Below are 18,962 nucleotides of genomic sequence, written 5' to 3' on the forward strand. Positions count from 1 at the left end.
CTGTTCCACGTGGAACATCACTTACCGATGCAAAATCGTCCGAACAACGAATCGAGCATGGCCTCGGTGGCATCAATGCCGAGGATCGTGCCAAGCGCACGCGTCGCGACCCGGAGGTCCTCCGCGATGAGAAGTGCGTCGAACGACGGCTCCGCGATGGCCGCAATCGCGACCGATACAGCATGGCGTTCATCCGAGCGCAGCGCAGCCATATCGCTTCTGGGCACCAGCCGCTCTGCTCGATCGGCGATCAGGTCCCACAAGGCGGCGATACTCTCACGATCGTCCCGCGACACAGCTAGGAGACGGTGCTCCGGAAACGCTTCACGCCCCCTCTCGTCTGCACGGCTATGCAGCCAGATCGCATCGGTGCGGGGCGGCACATCATCACCCAGCCAGACCAAAATGTCCGCGCCATCAATTGCAGACCCTGCCAGTCCCACACCGATCGTCTCGATGGGATCATCCGTTGCGGTCAGGCCGGCGGTGTCCGTCAGGACGAAAGCCAAGCCCGCGCGGACGACCTGCACTTCGATGCGATCGCGCGTGGTCCCGGCAATCGGACTGACGATGGCCACTTCGCGCTGACTGAGCAGGTTGATCAGGGTCGATTTGCCACTGTTCGGTGGGCCGGCCAGAACGACATGAATGCCGTCGCGGAGCCGTTCCACCGGCGGTTCCGAAAGTACCGCGGCAAGTTCCTGGGCCAACGCCGCCATCCCGTCGCGCACGCGGATCAACGGATCGCCTTCGACCGCGACATCGCCCTCATCCGCGAAATCCAGTTGCGCCTCGACCATCGCTGCCAACATGGCCAGCCGATCGAGCCATCCGTTGACCAACTGGCTGACGATCCCCTCGGCCGCGCGCAGGGCCACGATCCGCTGACGTTCCGTATCCGCGGACAGCAAGTCGGCGAGACCCCGGGCTTCCGCAAGGTCGATGCGGCCATTGCTGAGCGCGCGCCGCGTAAACTCCCCGGCCTCGGCCGGGCGCAGGCCATCGATTCGGCCCAGCGCCGTGAGCAAGGCCGCGACGACGGCGCGACTGCCGTGACAGTGCAATTCGGCAAGATCCTCGCCGGTCGCACTCTGCGGGCCGGGGAAGCAGACGACCAGCGCACGGTCGAGCAGATTGCCGTCATCGTCACGCAGCGCACGTACGCGCGCCTCCCGGGCTGCGGGCAATGATCCCGCCAGCCGCGTTACAGCGGCGAAGGCCTCGGCGCCGCTGATCCGGATTACCGCTATACCCGCCGGCGGCGCCCCGCTCGACAATGCGAAGATCGTCAACGCTCAGCCCTTCTTGGTGCCGCTCCCGACCTGTTCGAACAGCTGCCGCCACATCGTCATGCCCGCCTCACCCATGGGCGCCCAGCTCTTCATCATATTCTCGAGCAGCTCCGGCCTGACTTGGCCGTTCATCGCCTCGAGCAGCGAGGCGACATAGCGATCGTGGACGGGCGTAAGATCGGGCAATCCCATCGCGCGGCGCGCCTCTTCCGGGGTCAGATCCACGTCCACCGTCACCTTCATCGCATGCATCCCGTTGCAGCCCTGTCGCGTTTGACATAGCCCAGCCGGACCCGGCTTGCGAGAGGACCTCCATGACGAAGACCATCACCATCGATACGCTCGCTAACGACGGCCAGTTTCCCGCCTATGTCGCCCAACCCGAAGGGGCGCCGAAGGCCGCAATCATCGTGATCCAGGAAATCTTCGGCATCAATGCAGGGATCCGTCGCAAGGCGGACACTCTGGCCGAGGCCGGCTACCTCGCCATCGCACCCGAATTGTTCTGGCGTTTCGCGCCAGGCGTCGAGCTCGACCCCGATGTTCCAAACGAGATGCAGCAGGCGCTCGAACTGATGGGGAAGTTCGATCAGGACGCAGGGATCCGCGACATCGAGGCGACGATCCGCACCGCCCGCACGATGCTGCCACACGGCGGCAAGGTAGGCGCCGTCGGCTATTGCCTGGGCGGCCGCCTCGCCTTCATGACCGCCGCACGTACCGATGTCGATGCGTCGGTCGGCTATTACGGGGTCGGCATCGATGGCCTGCTCGGCGAGAAGCATGCGATTGCCAATCCCGTCCTGCTGCATGTGCCGGAGGAGGACCATTTCGTCGACAAGGATGCACAGAAGCGCATGCACGAGGGGTTGGATGATCACCCGAAGGTGACGCTGTACAACTACCCCGGCGAGGACCATGGTTTCGCGACCGAATTCGGCCAGCGTCGCTCCGACGCATCGGCCAAATTGGCGGACGATCGCACCGCCGCCTTCTTCGCCGAACATCTCGGCTGACACAGAAAGGGGGGCTTATAGCCCCCCTTTGCTACTTCAGAATAACGTCGCCAGTCCGACCTGCGGATCGACGACACCCTCGTAGATCATCTTGCCAGCGACATAGAGGATCACGAGCAAGCCGACATAGGCGATCCAGCGATAGCGCTCGATATAGCGGGCGATGAGGTTCGCAGCGATGCCCATCAGCGCCACCGACAGTAGCAGGCCGATGATGAGGATGCCCGGATGCTCGCGCGCGGCCCCGGCAACGGCGAGGACGTTGTCGAGGCTCATCGACACGTCGGCTACCGCGACGGCCCAGGCCGCACCGATGAACGTCTTGGCGGGACGCACCGCCGCCCCCTCGCCATCGATCTCATGCGCGCCGCTGTCATGGCGGATTTCCCGCCACATCTTCCAGGCAACCCATAGCAGCAGGATTCCGCCCGCAAAGATCAACCCGATCAGCCCGAGCAACCAGCTGACGACCAGGGCAAAGGCGATGCGCAGCACCAGCGCTGCGATGATGCCGATCAGGATGACCTTCTTACGCTGGTCGGCGGGCAGCCCTGCTGCAAGTGCCCCGACGACGATCGCATTGTCGCCCGCAAGGACCACGTCGATCATCAGCACCTGCAGGAATGCGGTCAGCGCGGCAGGCGAGGTGATGTTCGAGAAGTCGTTGACGATATGCTGCCAGATCTCGGCAGGCGATCCTGCGCCGCCCGCGGCGGCGGCGCTCAGCATGGCGATGACGGACAAAGGTACGGCTCCCCGGTTGTGATGAGATTTCCATGAACGAAGCGGCGCGCGAAAGCCATCAAGCCTTCGCGCGCCGCTCGGGTTCCACATTGTCGACGCGGCGGACGGGATACGATGCCTTGCCATCGGGCGGGCGGGCATGGCCCCCCGCCAGCCGCGACCGGCTATTGGTTCATGCTGTCGAAGAAATCCTCGTTGGTCTTGGAGTTCTTCATTTTGTCGAGCAGGAACTCCATTGCGTCGATCGTGCCCATCTGCATCAGGATGCGGCGCAGCACCCACTGCTTCGACAGCTTGTCCTTGTCGACGAGCAGCTCTTCCTTGCGGGTGCCGCTCTTGCCCACGTCCAGCGCCGGGAAGACGCGCTTGTCGGCAACCTTGCGGTCGAGCACGATCTCGGAATTGCCGGTGCCCTTGAATTCCTCGAAGATCACCTCGTCCATGCGGCTGCCGGTGTCGATGAGCGCCGTGGCGATGATCGACAGAGAACCGCCCTCTTCAATGTTGCGCGCCGCACCGAAGAACCGCTTCGGCCGCTGGAGGGCATTGGCGTCGACACCGCCGGTCAGCACCTTGCCCGACGAAGGCACGACGGTGTTGTAGGCACGGCCGAGACGCGTGATCGAGTCGAGCAGGATCACGACGTCCTTCTTATGCTCGACGAGGCGCTTCGCCTTTTCGATCACCATCTCCGCGACCGCGACGTGGCGTTGCGCCGGCTCGTCGAAGGTCGAGGAGACGACCTCGCCCTTCACGCTGCGCTGCATGTCGGTGACTTCTTCCGGACGCTCGTCGATCAGCAGGACGAGCAGGAACACCTCGGGATGATTGTCGGTGATCGCCTTGGCGATGTTCTGCAGCATCACCGTCTTGCCGACGCGGGGCGGCGCGACGATCAGCGTGCGCTGACCCTTGCCCTGCGGCGAGACGATGTCGATGACGCGCGCCGACTTGTCCTTCTGCGTCGGATCGGCGGGATCGAGCCGCAGCTTCGATTCCGGATAGAGCGGCGTCAGATTGTCGAAATTGACGCGGTGGCGAACCGCATCGGGATCGTCGAAGTTGACGCTGGTGAGGCGGGTGATCGCGAAATAGCGCTCGCCATCCTTGGGCGCGCGGATCTCGCCTTCCACCGTGTCACCGGTGCGCAGACCCCATTTGCGGACCTGATTGGGGGAAACGTAGATATCATCCGGCCCGGCGAGATAATTCGCCTCGGGCGACCGCAGGAAGCCGAAGCCGTCGGGCAAGACCTCGATCGTGCCAAGGCCCATGATCTGGTCGCCGTTTTCCGCCTGAACCTTCAGGATGGCGAAAAGCAGGTCCTGCTTGCGCAGCGTCGAGGCGCTCTCGACCCCCAGCTCCTCGGCCATGCTGACCAGTTCGGCGGGCGTCTTCTTCTTCAAGTCTTTGAGATGCATGGAAGGTTTTTCCGGATGCGGATGCGGGGGGAGAAAGCTTGGCGGGGCGAAGGAACCGCGAACTGTGCCGAAGCTGGAGGGAGGAGGCGCGAAGGACCGGCAGGACGCCGCTCCGCACGCTGGTTAGGAGGTAAGCGCCGGCGCTGGCTGCGTCAAGCGCGGAACAAACGATCCGGGTGGCGCGACCGGCAAGGGCCCGGCCCAGATCACGGCCGAGAAGCACGACCGCGTCAGGCTGTCCCGCTCCCTTCGTATTGCCCCCTGGGACAGCGGGTCGCGGTCAGAACGGCTTCACGAAGGCAAGTGTGACGATGGCGATGCCCAGCAGCGCGGGCACCTCGTTGACCATGCGCAGAGTCTTGCCGCTCAGCCGCATCTCGCCCCGTCCCAGCCGCTTCGCATAGCCGACCGCCCAGCCGTGATAGCCCGACAGGATCAGGACGAGCAGCAGCTTGGCGTGCAGCCATCCTGCCCCCCATTGCTGGCTGACCGTCGCCAGGGTCAAGCCCAGCAGCCATACGCCGACCATGGCGGGCGTCAGGATGATGCCGCGCAGCTTTCCCTCGCGCTCCCGCCACAATACCGCCTCCGCATCGCGCCCGGCGACCAGCGCCTCCTGATGGTAGACCAGATAGCGCGGCAACATGAACATGCCCGCCATCCAGAAAATCACCAGGATGACATGGATCGCGACGATCCAGAGGTAATGCGCCTGCAGCCAGTCCATCGAACGATCCCTTCCTTCAACGGGGCGTCATGCCGGAACATGGTACGGAAGACGAGGGCGGCGATTGCGCGTGCCGCCCTTCGCTCATCCGCCCCTCACCCGCGCGATCAACCGCTCGACATGCGCGATCGGCGTGTGCTGGCCGATGCCGTGGCCGAGGTTGAAGACGTGCGGACGATCCGGGAAGGCCGCCAGCACGCGATCGATCCCCGCCTCCAGTGCATCGCCCCCGGCGAGCAGGGCGAGCGGGTCGAGATTGCCCTGGACGGCCATGCCCTGCGGCAGCACGGCGTCCGCCCAGCCGGGATCGACCGTCTCGTCCAGCCCGATCGCATCCACACCCGTTTCCCGCGCATAGGCCGGCAGCTTGCCGCCGATCCCCTTCGGGAAGCCGATGATGCAGGCGTCGGGGCAGCGCGCGCGCAGGCCCGCGACGATCGCCGCATTGGGTGCGATCACCCACCGCTCGAACTGGTCTGGCGACAGACTGCCCGCCCAGCTGTCGAACAGTTGCACCGCCTCGACACCGCTTTCGATCTGGCGCGCAAGATAGTCGATCGTCGTGGCGACGATCGCGTCGATGATCGCGCCGAAGCCAGCCGGGTCGCGATAGGCGAAGGCGCGGGTTTCGCTCTGGTCCCTCGAGCCCTGTCCGGCGACCATATAGGTCGCGACGGTCCAGGGCGATCCGGCGAACCCCAGGAAGCTGGTCTCGGCCGGCAGCATCGCGGCGACGCGGGCAACCGTGGCATAGACGGGCTCCAGCCGATCGGGGACGCGCGCGAGTGCCTCGAGCCGCGCATCGATCAGCGGCGGGGCGAGGCGCGGCCCCTCCCCCGGTCCGAACGTAAGGTCCTGCCCCAGTGCCCAGGGGACCATGAGGATGTCGGAGAAGAGGATCGCGCCGTCGAAGCCGAAGCGGCGGATCGGCTGCATCGTCACCTCCGCCGCCGCGACCGGGTCGGTCGCGAGCGCGAGGAAGCCGCCCTTCTCCGCCCGCAGCGCGCGATATTCCGGCAGATACCGTCCCGCCTGGCGCATGAGCCAGATCGGAGGCGCGGATTGGCGAACCCCCTTCAGCGCGGCGAGCAACGGCTTGTTCACAGGGTCGGTCAGGGCCTTCTTCCTATATAAGAAGATTCAAGAAAGAGGATGATGAAGAGGTTGGCACGTGGGTAACGGGATAAAGCGTTTCATCCCGTAATCACCCACAGCTTGACCGGCAAGGATCGGCGGAACGCCGTCGATTCGGGCGCCCGCATTCCCGACTCTCACAGGCTGTGGATAACTTTGCTCCCTGTGGACGCGGATGTGGATGAAATGCGGCTTTTCCACGGGGCGGCGGTCGCTTGGCCGGGTGGCAAAGTTGCCCTATTCGTTGCCCCCATGTTTTCCACAGATCGGTGCCGGGGCGTGGAGCGATCCACCCTCACGCTTCCCACCCTCACCCATCGACGCCCGCGGTGCTGCTACCCCCGTCCGGCGGAAGGCCGCAGCCGATGATGCGCCTTCATCTGCACCTGCTGTCGGACTCGACGGGCGAGACGCTGGAGAACATCGCCAAGGCGGCGCTGGCGCAATATGACGACGTCGAGACGGTGCGCCATTTCTGGCCGATGGTGCGGACCGAGGCGCATCTGGAGCGCATTCTTCAGGAGATCGCGCAGAACCCCGGCCTCGTCATCTATACGCTGGTCAATCCCGCGACGCGGCGCAATCTGGAGCAACGGTGCCTGGCCCTCGGCCTGCCCGCGGTGGCGCCGCTCGACCCGGTCAACGACGCCCTGTCTGGTCTGCTGGGCCAGCAGGCGAAGGCCCGTCCGGGACGACAGCACGCGCTCGACGCCGCCTATTTCGCGCGTGTCGATGCCATCCAGTGGACGATCGCGCATGATGACGGCATCGCCTGGGAGGATTGGGAGGAAGCCGACATCGTGCTGGCCGGCGTATCGCGCTCGTCCAAGACGCCGACCTCCATCTATCTCGCCAACCGCGGCTGGAAGACCGCGAACATTCCGATCGTCGTCGAAAGTCCGCCGCCCAGGACGCTGTTCGATCTCAAGCGGCCGCTGGTCGTCGGCTTGACCACCAGCGCCGATCGCCTGATCCAGATCCGCCGCAATCGCCTGCTGTCGCTCAATCAACAGCCCGACACGCCTTACGTCGAGGAACAGGCGGTAACGCGCGAGATCGCCTATGCGCGTCGGATGTTCGCCGACAATGGCTGGCCGGTAATCGACGTGACCCGCCGTTCGATCGAAGAAACGGCGGCGGCGATCATCGCGCTGGCCAACCAGCGTTCGCTGGAGGATTGATCCGCCGGGCACCTTCGACAAGTTCGCCGGCGCAACCTAGATGACGCGTATGACCCCTCTCCTTCTCGCCTCCCAAAGCGCCTCACGCCGGGCGATGCTGACCGCCGCCGGCGTGCCGTTCGAAGCGACCGCCGCCGGTGTCGACGAAGAGGCGGCCAAGGCGAGCCTCGCCGGTCTGAAGGCGCGGGACCTCGCCGATGCTTTGGCCGAACTGAAGGCGATCAAGGTTTCGACCCGTGCGCCGCAGCGGCTGGTGCTGGGCAGCGACAGCGTCGTCGCGCTCGCCGACGGCAGCCTGCTCGACAAGCCGACCAGCCGCGACGAGGCGGCGGACCATCTGTCGCGATTGAGCGGTAGCGTGCACCAGCTGTGGAGTGCGGCCGTCATCGCGGAGGATGGCCGCCCGGTGTGGCGGCACGTCGAGGCGGCGAAGATGCACGTCCGCCCCCTCTCCCCCGCCTTCATCGACCACTATCTCGACATGGAATGGCCCGCGATCAGCGGCTGCGTCGGCTGCTACCGGATCGAGGGACCGGGTGCGCAGCTCTTCTCGCGGATCGAGGGCAGCCAGTTCACCGTGCTCGGCCTGCCCTTGCTGGCCGTGCTGGATTATCTGCGCGTGCGAAAGGTGATGCCGTCATGACTGCCAGCCGCCGTCCCTATGCCGAGGTGATCGGCGACCCGATCGCGCAGTCCAAGTCGCCGATCATCCATGGATTCTGGCTCGAAGCGCTCGGCCTGGAGGCGGATTATCGCAAGACGCTGGTCACGGTGGACGAGCTGCCCGCCTTTTTCGCAGAACGCCGTGCCGATCCCGACTGGCGCGGGTGCAACATCACCATGCCGCACAAGCTCGCTGCTCTCGACCACGTCGAGGATCGCGGTGATGTGCGCGGCGGCATCGGCGCGATCAACACGGTCTTTCGCGCGGAGGATGGCGGCGCGGTTGGCACGAATACCGATGCGGGCGGCTTTTACGCACCGCTCGCCGGATTCGACCTCGTCGGCAAGTCGGTGACGGTGATCGGCGCGGGCGGTGCGGCGCGCGCGGTGCTGTTCGCGCTGGCGCGCATGGGCGTCGGACCCGTCACCGTGATGAACCGCAATAGCTTGAAAGCGGGTGCCTTGCTCGCCGGTTTCGGGCTGAAGGGCCAGGCACGGCCTCTCACCCACCCGCTGGCGGCGGATACCGCTTTACTGGTCAATGCCAGCACGCTCGGCATGGCTGGCCAGCCGCCGCTCGACGTCGATCTGGCCCCGCTGCGCGAGGATGCGATCGTCTACGACATCGTCTATTCGCCGCTGGAGACCGACCTTCTCGCCCAGGCGAACGATCGTGGACTGGAAACGGTCGACGGTCTGGAAATGCTGATCGGTCAGGCGGCGCTGGCGTTCGAGCTGTTCTTCGGCGCCGAGCCGCCGCGCGACCGGGACGACGCCCTGCGCGAGCTGTTGACGGCATGACGCTGCTGCTCGGCCTGACCGGGTCGATCGGCATGGGCAAGTCGACCGTCGCCGCGATGATGGCGGCGGAGGGCGTGCCCGTGTTCGACGCCGATGCGGCCGTTCATCGGCTGCAGGGGCCCGGTGGTGGCGTTGTGGCGGCGATAGAGGCGGCTTTCCCGGGGACGACCGGACCGGCGGGTGTCGATCGCGCGGCGTTGGGCGCTGCAGTTCTACACGATGCGGCGGCAATGCGGCGGCTGGAGGACATCGTCCATCCGGCGGTCGCGTCGGAGCGTCTGGCGTTCCTCGCTGCCAATGCCGGGGCGCCTGTCGTGGTCCTCGACGTGCCCCTGCTGTTCGAAACGGGCGGCGATGCGAAGGTCGATGCGGTGGCGGTGGTTTCCGCCCCCGCCGAGGTGCAGCGCGCCCGCGTGCTCATGCGACCGGGCATGTCGGCGGCGAAGTTTGACGCAATTCTCGCGCGGCAGTTGCCCGATGCGGAGAAACGCGCGCGCGCCGATTTCGTCATCCCGACCGGTGGCTCGCTGGACGCCACGCGGGCGGCGGTGCGCGATGTCCTCGCTTGCATGCGGACGCGCGCGGGCGGATAACGCTGGCATGCGCGAGATCGTGTTCGATACCGAAACCACCGGCCTGAGCTTCGCCGGGGGTGACCGCCTCGTCGAGATCGGCTGCGTCGAGCTGATCAACCGCGTCGAAACGGGGCGCACCTTCCACGCTTATTACCATCCGGAGCGGAGCATGCCGGCCGAGGCGCAGGCGGTGCACGGCATCTCCGACGCGTTCCTGGCCGACAAGCCGCTGTTCGGCGCGGCGGTGGAGGCGCTCATCGAGTTCCTGGGCGATGCGCCTCTGATCGCCCACAATGCCGGTTTCGACTTCAGCTTCATCAACGGTGAACTCGGCCGCTGCGGACGCAAGCTCATCGGCATGCACCGCATGGTCGATACGCTGGCGATCGCGCGTCAGAAGCATCCCGGTGCCAAGCATACGCTTGATGCGCTCTGCTCGCGCTTCGGCATCGATCGCTCGCACCGCGTGCTGCACGGCGCGCTGCTCGACGCGCAACTGCTCGCGCAGGTCTATGTCGAACTGATGGGCGGCCGCCAGATCGGGCTGGGCCTCGTCAGGGAAAGCGTCGCCGGGGCGGCGGCCGACATCGTCGTGCGCCGGCCCAGTGTCGTCCGGCCGCCGCGGCGCTTCGTCGCACCCGAGGCGGAACTTGCGGTGCATGCCGCGTTTGTTGCTACGTTGGACGATCCGTTGTGGGGGGCAGGATCGTCCGCATGACATCACCCCGGGCGAAGGCCAACAGGTCGGCCCCAACATCATGGAGAACACGATGGATATCCGGATTTCTGGTCACCAGGTCGCCACCGGCGACGCGCTCAAGGATCATGTGAGCGACCGGCTTCAGGGTATCGCCACGAAGTATTTCGCCCGTGCCATTTCGTCCGAGGTCACGTTCGGCAAGGGGCCGCACGACGTCGGATTCAAATGCGACATCGTCATGCACGTGACGCGCGGTCTCGTCCTCAAGGGCCGCCACGAAGCGCAGGACGCGCATCTCGCCTTCGACGGCGCGGCTGAAAAGATCGACAAGCAATTGCGCCGCTATTCGCGCCGCTTGAAGGACCGCAATGCGAGCGAGGTCGTCCAGCTGCAGGAGGACGCCGGCTATGACAATAGCGCGGGTTATACGCTGTTCCAGGAGCCGGCGGAAGACGAGGCGGGCGACGCGCCGCTGATCGTCGCGGAGACGCGGGTCGACGTACCCGATGCCAGCGTGTCCGACGCGGTGATGATGCTCGACCTGCGCAACACCGCCGCGCTGCTCTTCCGCAACGCCGGCACGGGGGCGTACAACATGGTCTATCGTCGTGGTGACGGCACGATCGGCTGGGTCGAGCCCCAGCGCGTACAGGCCGGCAGCTGACCTTTCCTGCCCCCGCCGGACCCGTTATGGGGCCGGCGGGGCTTCCGACGAGTATGCATGAGCGATTTCAGTGATCTGCTGCGGCCCGATGCCGTCCATACGGACGTGGCCGTTGCCAACAAGAAGACGCTGTTCGCGCAGCTCGCCTCGGCCGCGGGCGCGCTTGGCCTGGACGCGCGGCTGGTCGCCGAGCGGTTGGCGGCGCGCGAGAAGCTCGGATCCACCGGATTTGGCGGCGGCGTGGCGATCCCGCACGCGCGCCTGCCCGACCTCGATGCCGTTACCGGCGTGTTCCTGCGCTTGCCGCAGCCGATCGAGTTCGATGCGGTCGACGATCTGCCGGTGGACCTCGTGTTTCTGCTGCTGTCGCCGGAGGATGCCGGCGCGGACCATCTGAAGGCGCTCGCCCGGGTGTCGCGGCGCCTGCGCGATCGCGCATTCCTGGCGAAGTTGCGCGGCGCGGGTTCGCCGGATGCGCTCTATGCCCTGTTCACGGCAGAACTCGCGCATGGCGCCGCCTGAGCCGGGCAGCGCCGCGCAGGATGCGCATTTCCGCGCGCTCGAATCGCTCTATGCCGCCGCACCGATCAACCGGCTGTTCGATTCCCGCCTGGAGATCGCCGAGCCGGGGATGGCTCGCATCCATTTCACGCTGGGCGAGCAGCATTTCCACGCTGCAGGGGCGGTTCATGGCACCAGCTATTTCAAGATGCTCGACGATGCAGCCTTCTACGCGGCGAACAGCCTCGTCACCGATCGCTTCCTGTTGACCACGGCGTTCAACCTGCTGCTGACCCGGCCGCTGCGGGCGGGTCCGGTGGTGGCGGAAGGGCGCTGGATCAGCGGCAAACGCCGCGTCTATGTCGCGGACGCGCGGCTGATCGATGCCGAGGGCGAGGAAGCCGCACGCGGGACGGGTACGTTCATGCGCTCGCAAATCCCGCTTTCCGGCCTTCCCGGCTATCGTGCTTCATGAGCGGCCGGCTTCCGACGCACCTCGCGGTCGGTGCCTTGCTGCGCCGGGTCAACGATGCCGGCGGATTGGCGGTCGTGCGCGCTAGGGGGGATCCGCAGGCCGGGGGCGTGCTGATCCTCATTGCCGGCCGTGACGGGTCCGAACGGGCGATCGAGCATGGATTCGATTTGGATGGGTCAGCGATACTGCGTGATTCGACTCCATCCGGACCTATCGAGGACTATTGGCGCCGGCGGCGCGAGCGGGACCCCGACCTGTGGGTGATCGAACTGGATATCGCGGACGCTGAACGGTTCGCCGCTGAAACGATCCTGAACGATTGACGAATGACAGCCCTGTGACGCACGCGACGCGCACGTTTTAAGCGCGTTGTACTGTGTCCGGGTGCGATCCGGGTCGGTTACGCAGTCGGGGGGAAGCCCGGACGATGCCCTTCGGGTGCATCGGGTCCGTGATCCAACCGCACATTGATAGTGTTGATGACCGTTCTCCAGCGCGCCGCCACCTTCGCGGCGATGACTTTCTCCCTGGTCGGGTTGCTTGGCAACAGCTCGCCCGGCCGCGCCACGGACCTCGATCGCAAGGTCCTCTCGGCGCTTCAGACGGCCGCTCCGTCTGCTGCCAACCCCCTCCTCCCCGCCGTTGTTCCCGTCGATGCCGCCGCCGTCGCGCCGCAGGCTCCGGTGAATCAGGCAAAGCCCGCCACCTACTTCGTCCAGCAGCTCCCCACCCAGACCGTCGCGGATGATGGGGCTGACGACGAGTTCGACACGCTGGCCGATGCGGTCGCCGCGCAGGACGGCGCAGACGTCACCGACGCCGAGCGTTGCCTGGCCGGCGCGATCTATTTCGAGGCCAAGGGCGAACCGCTTGCCGGTCAGCTCGCCGTCGCCAACGTGATCATCAACCGCACCAAGTCGGGACGTTTCCCATCGGACGTCTGCGCCGTCGTGAAGCAGCGCGGCCAATTCGCCTTCGTGCGCGGGGGCCAGATCCCCACGATCGACCAGGCCCGCGCGGCCTATCGCACAGCGATCGCGGTCGCCAAGGTCGCCATGGACGCGGCATGGGACAGTCCCGCCCCGCAGGCGCTGTACTTCAACACGCCGAACCGCCGCCCGGGCGGCAACCTCACCAAGATCGCTATGATCGGCAACCACGTTTTCTATCGCTGATCGGTACGCTGGCGGGGCTTGCCCCGTTCGTCAAATGTTCTAAGCCGGGGTCATGCTCGACATGGCTCCGGCTTCGTGTTTGGACGGCGGCGATCCTGCGATCTGTGCCGCCGACGTGGCGCGTGGCGTCACGCGCATGCTGCTGCGCCACGATCTCACCACGATGGGCGAGGTCCCGCTCGACGGCGGACGGCGCGCCGACCTGATGGCGATCGACGCCCGCGGGCAACTCGTGATCGTCGAGATCAAGGTGTCGCGTGCGGATCTGCTCGGCGACGGCAAGTGGCCCGATTATCTTGCGCATTGCGACCGTTATTACTGGGCGGTGCCGGCCGGTTTCGATTTGTCGCCGCTGAACGGCCCCGCGTTCCTGCCGGAACGGACGGGCGTGATTGTGGCGGACCGCTACGATGCGGCGATCGTCCGCGAGGCGCACACGACGCCGCTTCCCGCGCATGCGCGCAAGCGGTGCACCTTAGCCTTTGCCCGTCGCGCCGCACGGCGACTGACGGGACTGATCGATCCCGACGCGATCTCGGGATAGACGTCGCAAGCCGATGGCGGTCATCCGATCGACGTCGTGGATCAGTACCGGCGCCGCCCGCCGACCCGCAAACTAGAGTTGGTGCCCGGTGCGATCGCGCTTGGTGGCGAGATAGCGAGCGTTGTGCGGATTGGCGGGCAGGGCATGGGGCACGCGTTCCGTCACCGCAACGCCTGCGGCTTTCAGGCCCGCGACCTTCGATGGGTTGTTGGTCAGCAACCGCACCCGGTTCTGGCCGAGCAGCACGAGCATCTGCGCCGCCACGCCGAAGTCGCGAGCGTCGATGGCGAAGCCGAGACGCGTGTTCGCATCGACCGTGTCGAACCCCTGGTCCTGCAAGGCGTAGGCGCGCAGCTTGTTGACCAGCCCGATGCCTCGCCCTTCCTGCCGCAGATACAACAGGATGCCCCAGCCGCTCGCCTTGATCGCGCGGATCGCGGCCTGCAGCTGCGGCCCGCAATCGCACTTCAGACTGCCCAGCGCATCACCGGTGAGGCATTCGCTGTGCAGGCGCACCAGGGGCGGCCTGCCGTCCGGCTGCCCAATCAGCAGCGCGACGTGATCGTCCGCGCTCTCGGGCGAGCGGAAGGCGACGATCTCCGCATCTTCTGCCCCGTCGACCGGCAGGCGCGCGCGCGTTGCAAGCGTCAGCCGCCGGGAATCCTCGTGCGCATCGATATCGGCCGGGGTGATCGTGATTTCCGGATCACGCCCGTCGACGAAGAAGGCGGGCAGCAGGCCCGCGATCCGCGCCAGGCGAAGCGCCGCCGCAGCCGCTTGCGGATCGGCAACCGGAAGGCTGCGCCATGGCCCTTTCAGCGGCGTGGCGAGATCGAGGCTGGGATCCGCGAGGGCGGTGGCGCCCGCAAAGTCGAGCCAGGGTGCGCGCTCGATCAGGACCGGCAGGTCGGGATCGGCTGCATCGCGCTGGTTGGCGAGCTTCAGCGTCTCCGCGCGTCCGGACGAGATAAGGACCGCCGATCGGCCGTCCGGATCGAATTCGGCCAGCCGCCCCGCGTCACTCGTCTCGATCGCCAGCAGCGTCAGCCCGTCGATCGCGATCGGCCATCCCCGGCGCAGCGCGTCGACAGCCCGCGCGGCGGCGCGGGGACGTGGCGCCGGCGGAGGCGTCAAAAGGCGAACTCGGTCATGATCGGCACGTGATCCGACGGCTTTTCCCAACTGCGGCAAGACTCGAACACCGTGTGCGTGACGGCCTGGCGCGCCACGTCGCCGGTCGCCCACATATGGTCCAGCCGCCGGCCGCGATCGTTCTTCGTCCAGTCGGGCGAGCGGTAGCTCCACCAGGTGTGGAGCCGTGCCGGCGCCGGATGGAAATGGCGACCGAGGTCGACCCAGTCGTTCGACGTCATGAGGCCATCCAGCGCCTCGACTTCGATCGGCGTGTGGCTGACCACCTTGAGCAAGGCCTTGTGGCTCCACACGTCGCTGGGCAGCGGGGCGATGTTGAAGTCGCCCGTCAGGATCGTCGGACAGGCGAGGCTGCGCGACCATTCGGTCATGCGCGCCACGAAATCGAGCTTCTGGCCGAATTTCGGATTGACCTCCCGATCCGGTTCGTCGCCGCCAGCGGGCACGTAGACGTTCTCCAGCCGCACACCGTTCGGCAGGCGGACGCCGACGTGGCGCGCCTCGCGGTTCGCCTGCCAGTCGAGCCGGTCGTCCTCCGCGATCGGCACGCGGCTGACGATCGCGACGCCATGGTGCATCCGCTGCCCGTGGACGACGCGATGGACGTAGCCGTGGCTTTCGAACAGATCGTGCGGGAAGTCTTCGTCGACGACCTTGGTTTCCTGCAGGCACAGGATGTCCGGCGCCGCCTCGGTCAAAAATTGTGCGACGATGGCCGAACGGAATCGGACCGAATTGATGTTCCAGGAGGCGATTTTCACGGCCACGCATCTAGGCCGCGCGGGAGAGGGCGGCAAGGTGCGGGCATGTCCGCCGATCCACGCTGTCGTAGCGTCCCCAAATGCAAAGGCCCCCGCTCCGGGGGCATGGAGCGAGGGCCGACCTGGTGTTGGTCACGCAGGCGGGAAGTGGTCGTTTGGTCCGGGCAACAGGGGGAAAAATCCCGGACACCCCACATCCGCGACCCCTGTTTAGGACCGCAAACCTGTCGCTTGCATGAATGGGGCCAATAAAAACGCTCAGTTTCGCGTCGAGCTGCGCCGCGGATCGTTCCAGCGGAACGTCCCGTCGCTCACCGGCACGCCGAATTTCTGGTTCGACAGGCGGATCGTCGTCCGGTTGTTCTGGCTGTCCAGCGCGACCCAACCCTGCAGCATCAGTCCCGCAGGCGCGGCACCGTCGCGCTGGAAGATCAGCGTGATCCTGCCATATTCGGGGTGGTTGGGATCGTTCGCCTCGATCGACACGACCTGCGGATTGCCAGTCGGCACCACTTTCGCATAGCGGGATATGTCGCGGCTGGGGTCGAGCAGCACGCCCAGCGGTGAATTCTTGATCGGCCACCGCTGCACCTGTCGCACCGAATAATCGATGAAGGTCAGTGCCCCGCCCTCCGCGACGATGAGGATCGGCACGCCCTTTTCATATTGGAAGCGCAGCTTGCCCGGCCGCTTCAGCGTGAAGGTGCCGGTCAGCACCTTGCCGTTGCGGTCGGTCTGCGTGAAGTCCGCGGTCATCGTCGTCAGCGCCTGCAGGTGGCGCTGCACCGTGGCGAGGTCGCCGGTCGACTGGGCGGCGAGGGCGACAGGCGTGGTGAGCGCGGCGGCAAAGGCGAAGGCGTGGCGGATCATGCGGGTCCTGTTGGCAGAAAGGCGTTGAATAGCCGCTTAACCGGTAACGGGCGCTGTGGGTCCGTGCCGCGCGTGTCCGGCGCCGCGGCGCTCCTGCCGACGCGCCGCCGCAGGGTCGCACGCGCGGCCGATTGCCGGCCCTGCGGTTCCGCGCGTGCCGGAACACGCGGCCGATCAGATCGCATGCCCCTCCGCATCGCGCAGCACCTCGCGTCTGCCGACGTGGTCGGGACGGCCGACGATGCCGTCCTTCTCCATCCGCTCGATCAGGCGGGCGGCGGAATTGTAGCCGATGCGCAGCTGGCGCTGCAGCCAGCTGGTCGATGCCTTCTGTGATTCGCAGACGAGCTGGATCGCCTGGCGATATTGCTGATCCTCGGCCGAATCCTCGCCTATCGGCGCACCCTCGAGCGTGTAGCTCTCCTCGGGCTCCTCGGTGACGGAGCTGATATAGTCGGGCTGCCCCTGACCGCGCCAGTGATCGGCGACCGCGCGAACCTCGTCGTCGCTGACGAACGGGCCGTGGACGCGCACGATGCCCTTGCCACCCGGCATGTACAGCATGTCGCCGCGCCCGAGCAGCTGCTCCGCGCCCTGTTCGCCCAGAATGGTGCGCGAATCGATCTTGCTGGTGACGTGGAAGCTGATCCGCGTCGGCAGGTTCGCCTTGATGACGCCGGTGATGACGTCGACGGAGGGGCGCTGCGTCGCCATGATCAGATGGATGCCCGCCGCGCGTGCCTTCTGCGCCAGGCGCTGGATCAGGAACTCCACCTCCTTGCCGGCGGTCATCATCAGGTCGGCGAGTTCGTCGACGATGACGACGATCTGGGGCAGGGGTTCGTAGTCGAGCTGCTCCTCCTCATAGACCGGCTGGCCGGTATCGGGGTGGTAGCCGGTCTGGACGCGGCGGCCGAGCCGCTGGCCCTTGGCCTTGGCGGCGCGGACCTTGTCGTTGAAGCCGGCAAGGCTGCGCACGCCGACGGACGACATCTGGCGGTACCGGTCCTCCATCGTCTCCACCGCCCATTTGAGGGCGCGCACCGCCTTGGCGGGATCGGTCACGACGGGGGAGAGCAGGTGCGGGATGTCGTCGTAGACGCTGAGTTCCAGCATCTTCGGATCGATCATGATCATGCGGCACTGTTCGGGCGTGAGCCGATAGAGCAGCGACATGATCATGCAGTTGAGGCCGACCGACTTGCCCGAGCCGGTGGTGCCGGCGACGAGCAGGTGCGGCATCGGCGCGAGATCGGCGATCACCGGATCACCGGCGATGTTCTTGCCCAGGATGATCGGCAGCTGCGCGGCTTGATCCTCGAACGTCTGGCTGCCGACCAGTTCGTGCAGGCTGACCATTTCGCGCTTCGCGTTGGGCAGCTCGATGCCGATCACGTTGCGACCCGGTATCACCGCGACGCGCGCCGAGACGGCGGACATGTTGCGCGCGATATCGTCGGCGAGCGCGATGACGCGGCTGGCCTTGATACCCGGCGCGGGCTCCAGTTCGTACATCGTTACGACGGGGCCGGGCCGCACCTCGGTGATAGCGCCCTGCACCTTGAAATCGTCGAGCACGTTCTCGAGCAGCCGCGCATTGCGCTCCAGCGACGCCTTGTCGATCGCCGCCTTGGGCGCCGGCGGGGCGGGGGTGAGCAGATCGATCTCGGGCAGGGCGTAACTGTGGTCGAGCGCGAGCTGCGCCTGCTTGGGTTTTGCCGTCGCCACGGAGGGCGCCAGGTTTCGGTCGGCGATCACTGGCGCGGGACGAGTGTCGGGCGTGGCGACCGCACGAGGCTCGATGGCCTTGCGCTTGAGGTCGAGCGGTTCCTCCTCGTCTTCGTCCGCATCGTCATAGGCATCGAACGGCAGGTCCGCGCCCTCCGCATCGACGGTCGCCCGGCGTCGGCGCAGGCGGAAGCGGCGATCGCCCAGCTCGATCTCCAGGCTCTTCGCCCAGATGACGACACCGGCAACCCCGAACGCGAGACCGATACCGCGCGCGGCCCAACGCTCGGCGGCGGGATGGTTGATGAACGACAGCGCCCATTCGACGAGGTGAGACACCGACAGGCCGATCACCCCGCCCCAGCCGGCCGGTAGCGCCAGCACCGCGCTGTCGGACACGAAGGCGAGGGCGCTCGCCATAAGCGCGACGCCGATCGTCGCCCCGCGGAGCATCCGCACCCAGCGACCGACGGGCTGATCCCGCCACAGCCGCATCGCCATCATCGGCAGTACCGGCAGCAGCAGCGCGACCGCAGGGCCGAACAAGGTCAGCACCAGATCGGCAAACCAGGCGCCGGGCGGACCCGCCAGATTGGCGACGGGGCTGCCCGATGCGGTATTGAGCGCGGCATCGCTCGCCCGATAGCTAGCCAGCGCCAATACCGTCAGCCCGGTGGCCAGGAACAGCGCCAGCGCCGACACCAGCGCGCCGCCGCGCACCGCGCCCGCCTTCACGGTCTCACGCAACAAGCCTGGCTGCGCACGGCTCGCCATTGCCTCAAATCCTTATCACTATGCCGGAATGCCCCGTGGATTCATCGGCCCAAGCGCGCGCGAC

General features: G+C 66.6%; 22 protein-coding genes. 12 read left to right on the plus strand and 10 right to left on the minus strand.

Going from position 1 to position 18,962, the window contains the following annotated elements; translation table 11 throughout:
- Positions 1–17 precede the first annotated feature (17 nt).
- Positions 18–1,292, minus strand: a complete 1,275-nt coding sequence (gene mnmE / locus RF701_RS11380; RefSeq protein ID WP_308815015.1) for a tRNA uridine-5-carboxymethylaminomethyl(34) synthesis GTPase MnmE — start codon at positions 1,290–1,292, stop codon at positions 18–20.
- Between the two features lie 3 nt (positions 1,293–1,295).
- Entirely contained in the window at positions 1,296–1,535 is a 240-nt protein-coding gene (locus RF701_RS11385; RefSeq protein WP_203309096.1) for a DUF6489 family protein, read from the minus strand.
- A gap of 71 nt (positions 1,536–1,606) precedes the next feature.
- Between RF701_RS11385 and RF701_RS11390 the strand changes: the two genes are divergently transcribed.
- Positions 1,607–2,308, plus strand: coding sequence for a dienelactone hydrolase family protein (locus tag RF701_RS11390; protein WP_308815016.1), 702 nt, complete (start codon positions 1,607–1,609; stop codon positions 2,306–2,308).
- A 36-nt stretch (positions 2,309–2,344) separates the two neighbouring features.
- Here the strand turns inward: RF701_RS11390 and RF701_RS11395 are convergent, their stop codons facing one another.
- From RF701_RS11395 to hemE, 4 genes are all read right to left on the minus strand, one after another.
- Complete coding sequence (locus RF701_RS11395; protein ID WP_308815659.1) at positions 2,345–3,037, minus strand: TerC family protein; 693 nt, start codon at positions 3,035–3,037, stop codon at positions 2,345–2,347.
- Positions 3,038–3,216: 179 nt separating this feature from the next.
- Positions 3,217–4,473, minus strand: coding sequence for a transcription termination factor Rho (gene rho / locus RF701_RS11400; RefSeq protein ID WP_203309094.1), 1,257 nt, complete (start codon positions 4,471–4,473; stop codon positions 3,217–3,219).
- 280 nt (positions 4,474–4,753) lie between these two features.
- Positions 4,754–5,200, minus strand: coding sequence for a CopD family protein (locus RF701_RS11405; RefSeq protein WP_308815017.1), 447 nt, complete (start codon positions 5,198–5,200; stop codon positions 4,754–4,756).
- Positions 5,201–5,284: 84 nt separating this feature from the next.
- Positions 5,285–6,304, minus strand: coding sequence for a uroporphyrinogen decarboxylase (gene hemE, locus RF701_RS11410; protein ID WP_308815018.1), 1,020 nt, complete (start codon positions 6,302–6,304; stop codon positions 5,285–5,287).
- Positions 6,305–6,699: 395 nt separating this feature from the next.
- Between hemE and RF701_RS11415 the strand changes: the two genes are divergently transcribed.
- From RF701_RS11415 to RF701_RS11465, 11 genes are all read left to right on the plus strand, one after another.
- Positions 6,700–7,515 carry a pyruvate, water dikinase regulatory protein gene (locus RF701_RS11415; protein WP_210357483.1) on the plus strand — a complete coding sequence of 272 codons (816 nt, stop codon included), beginning with the start codon at positions 6,700–6,702 and terminating at the stop codon, positions 7,513–7,515.
- Between the two features lie 49 nt (positions 7,516–7,564).
- Entirely contained in the window at positions 7,565–8,158 is a 594-nt protein-coding gene (locus RF701_RS11420; RefSeq protein WP_287980131.1) for a nucleoside triphosphate pyrophosphatase, read from the plus strand.
- Complete coding sequence (locus RF701_RS11425; RefSeq protein WP_308815019.1) at positions 8,155–8,979, plus strand: shikimate dehydrogenase; 825 nt, start codon at positions 8,155–8,157, stop codon at positions 8,977–8,979. The genes RF701_RS11420 and RF701_RS11425 overlap by 4 nt, the downstream gene beginning before the upstream one ends.
- On the plus strand, positions 8,976–9,572 hold the full coding sequence (gene coaE, locus RF701_RS11430; protein WP_210357480.1) for a dephospho-CoA kinase: 597 nt from the start codon (positions 8,976–8,978) through the stop codon (positions 9,570–9,572). The genes RF701_RS11425 and coaE overlap by 4 nt, the downstream gene beginning before the upstream one ends.
- A 7-nt stretch (positions 9,573–9,579) precedes the next feature.
- On the plus strand, positions 9,580–10,272 hold the full coding sequence (gene dnaQ / locus RF701_RS11435; protein WP_308815020.1) for a DNA polymerase III subunit epsilon: 693 nt from the start codon (positions 9,580–9,582) through the stop codon (positions 10,270–10,272).
- Between the two features lie 52 nt (positions 10,273–10,324).
- The gene (gene hpf / locus RF701_RS11440) at positions 10,325–10,918 is read left to right on the plus strand and encodes a ribosome hibernation-promoting factor, HPF/YfiA family (protein WP_203309086.1); all 594 of its coding nucleotides are present in this window, start codon (positions 10,325–10,327) and stop codon (positions 10,916–10,918) included.
- A gap of 57 nt (positions 10,919–10,975) precedes the next feature.
- Positions 10,976–11,440, plus strand: a complete 465-nt coding sequence (locus RF701_RS11445) for a PTS sugar transporter subunit IIA (RefSeq protein ID WP_203309085.1) — start codon at positions 10,976–10,978, stop codon at positions 11,438–11,440.
- Positions 11,427–11,894 (plus strand): PaaI family thioesterase, encoded by a 468-nt coding sequence (locus RF701_RS11450; protein WP_210357477.1) that lies wholly within the window; start codon positions 11,427–11,429, stop codon positions 11,892–11,894. The genes RF701_RS11445 and RF701_RS11450 overlap by 14 nt, the downstream gene beginning before the upstream one ends.
- Complete coding sequence (locus RF701_RS11455; protein ID WP_210357476.1) at positions 11,891–12,217, plus strand: DUF1491 family protein; 327 nt, start codon at positions 11,891–11,893, stop codon at positions 12,215–12,217. The genes RF701_RS11450 and RF701_RS11455 overlap by 4 nt, the downstream gene beginning before the upstream one ends.
- Before the next feature lie 156 nt (positions 12,218–12,373).
- Positions 12,374–13,069, plus strand: a complete 696-nt coding sequence (locus RF701_RS11460; protein ID WP_203309082.1) for a cell wall hydrolase — start codon at positions 12,374–12,376, stop codon at positions 13,067–13,069.
- Positions 13,070–13,121: 52 nt separating this feature from the next.
- Positions 13,122–13,613 carry an MmcB family DNA repair protein gene (locus RF701_RS11465; RefSeq protein ID WP_308815021.1) on the plus strand — a complete coding sequence of 164 codons (492 nt, stop codon included), beginning with the start codon at positions 13,122–13,124 and terminating at the stop codon, positions 13,611–13,613.
- A 72-nt stretch (positions 13,614–13,685) separates the two neighbouring features.
- Here RF701_RS11465 and ribA read toward each other — a convergent pair whose 3' ends face one another.
- The 4 genes from ribA to RF701_RS11485 form a co-directional block, all read right to left on the minus strand.
- A complete protein-coding gene (gene ribA, locus RF701_RS11470; RefSeq protein ID WP_308815022.1) occupies positions 13,686–14,747 on the minus strand; it encodes a GTP cyclohydrolase II in 1,062 nt (353 codons plus the stop codon).
- On the minus strand, positions 14,744–15,526 hold the full coding sequence (locus tag RF701_RS11475) for an exodeoxyribonuclease III (RefSeq protein ID WP_308815023.1): 783 nt from the start codon (positions 15,524–15,526) through the stop codon (positions 14,744–14,746). Before RF701_RS11475 ends, ribA begins: the two co-directional genes overlap by 4 nt.
- A 258-nt stretch (positions 15,527–15,784) precedes the next feature.
- Positions 15,785–16,396 (minus strand): outer membrane lipoprotein carrier protein LolA, encoded by a 612-nt coding sequence (locus RF701_RS11480; RefSeq protein WP_210357473.1) that lies wholly within the window; start codon positions 16,394–16,396, stop codon positions 15,785–15,787.
- A 174-nt stretch (positions 16,397–16,570) separates the two neighbouring features.
- Positions 16,571–18,898 (minus strand): DNA translocase FtsK 4TM domain-containing protein, encoded by a 2,328-nt coding sequence (locus RF701_RS11485; RefSeq protein WP_308815024.1) that lies wholly within the window; start codon positions 18,896–18,898, stop codon positions 16,571–16,573.
- Positions 18,899–18,962: the final 64 nt, after the last annotated feature.

This window comes from Sphingomonas sp. GV3 (assembly GCF_031082075.1).
GTDB classification, from domain to species: Bacteria; Pseudomonadota; Alphaproteobacteria; order Sphingomonadales; family Sphingomonadaceae; genus Sphingomonas; species Sphingomonas beigongshangi.

Excerpts from the sequence above, each read along its gene's own strand:
- RF701_RS11385 (WP_203309096.1), bottom strand. The coding sequence starts at position 1,535 with ATGAAGGTGACGGTGGACGTGGATCTGACCCCGGAAGAGGCGCGCCGC.
- RF701_RS11390 (WP_308815016.1), top strand. The coding sequence starts at position 1,607 with ATGACGAAGACCATCACCATCGATACGCTCGCTAACGACGGCCAGTTT.
- RF701_RS11395 (WP_308815659.1), bottom strand. The coding sequence starts at position 3,037 with ATGCTGAGCGCCGCCGCCGCGGGCGGCGCAGGATCGCCTGCCGAGATC.
- rho (WP_203309094.1), bottom strand. The coding sequence starts at position 4,473 with ATGCATCTCAAAGACTTGAAGAAGAAGACGCCCGCCGAACTGGTCAGC.
- RF701_RS11405 (WP_308815017.1), bottom strand. The coding sequence starts at position 5,200 with ATGGACTGGCTGCAGGCGCATTACCTCTGGATCGTCGCGATCCATGTC.
- RF701_RS11415 (WP_210357483.1), top strand. The coding sequence starts at position 6,700 with ATGATGCGCCTTCATCTGCACCTGCTGTCGGACTCGACGGGCGAGACG.
- RF701_RS11420 (WP_287980131.1), top strand. The coding sequence starts at position 7,565 with ATGACCCCTCTCCTTCTCGCCTCCCAAAGCGCCTCACGCCGGGCGATG.
- RF701_RS11425 (WP_308815019.1), top strand. The coding sequence starts at position 8,155 with ATGACTGCCAGCCGCCGTCCCTATGCCGAGGTGATCGGCGACCCGATC.
- coaE (WP_210357480.1), top strand. The coding sequence starts at position 8,976 with ATGACGCTGCTGCTCGGCCTGACCGGGTCGATCGGCATGGGCAAGTCG.
- dnaQ (WP_308815020.1), top strand. The coding sequence starts at position 9,580 with ATGCGCGAGATCGTGTTCGATACCGAAACCACCGGCCTGAGCTTCGCC.
- hpf (WP_203309086.1), top strand. The coding sequence starts at position 10,325 with ATGGATATCCGGATTTCTGGTCACCAGGTCGCCACCGGCGACGCGCTC.
- RF701_RS11445 (WP_203309085.1), top strand. The coding sequence starts at position 10,976 with ATGAGCGATTTCAGTGATCTGCTGCGGCCCGATGCCGTCCATACGGAC.
- RF701_RS11450 (WP_210357477.1), top strand. The coding sequence starts at position 11,427 with ATGGCGCCGCCTGAGCCGGGCAGCGCCGCGCAGGATGCGCATTTCCGC.
- RF701_RS11455 (WP_210357476.1), top strand. The coding sequence starts at position 11,891 with ATGAGCGGCCGGCTTCCGACGCACCTCGCGGTCGGTGCCTTGCTGCGC.
- RF701_RS11460 (WP_203309082.1), top strand. The coding sequence starts at position 12,374 with ATGACCGTTCTCCAGCGCGCCGCCACCTTCGCGGCGATGACTTTCTCC.
- RF701_RS11465 (WP_308815021.1), top strand. The coding sequence starts at position 13,122 with ATGCTCGACATGGCTCCGGCTTCGTGTTTGGACGGCGGCGATCCTGCG.
- RF701_RS11480 (WP_210357473.1), bottom strand. The coding sequence starts at position 16,396 with ATGATCCGCCACGCCTTCGCCTTTGCCGCCGCGCTCACCACGCCTGTC.
- RF701_RS11485 (WP_308815024.1), bottom strand. The coding sequence starts at position 18,898 with ATGGCGAGCCGTGCGCAGCCAGGCTTGTTGCGTGAGACCGTGAAGGCG.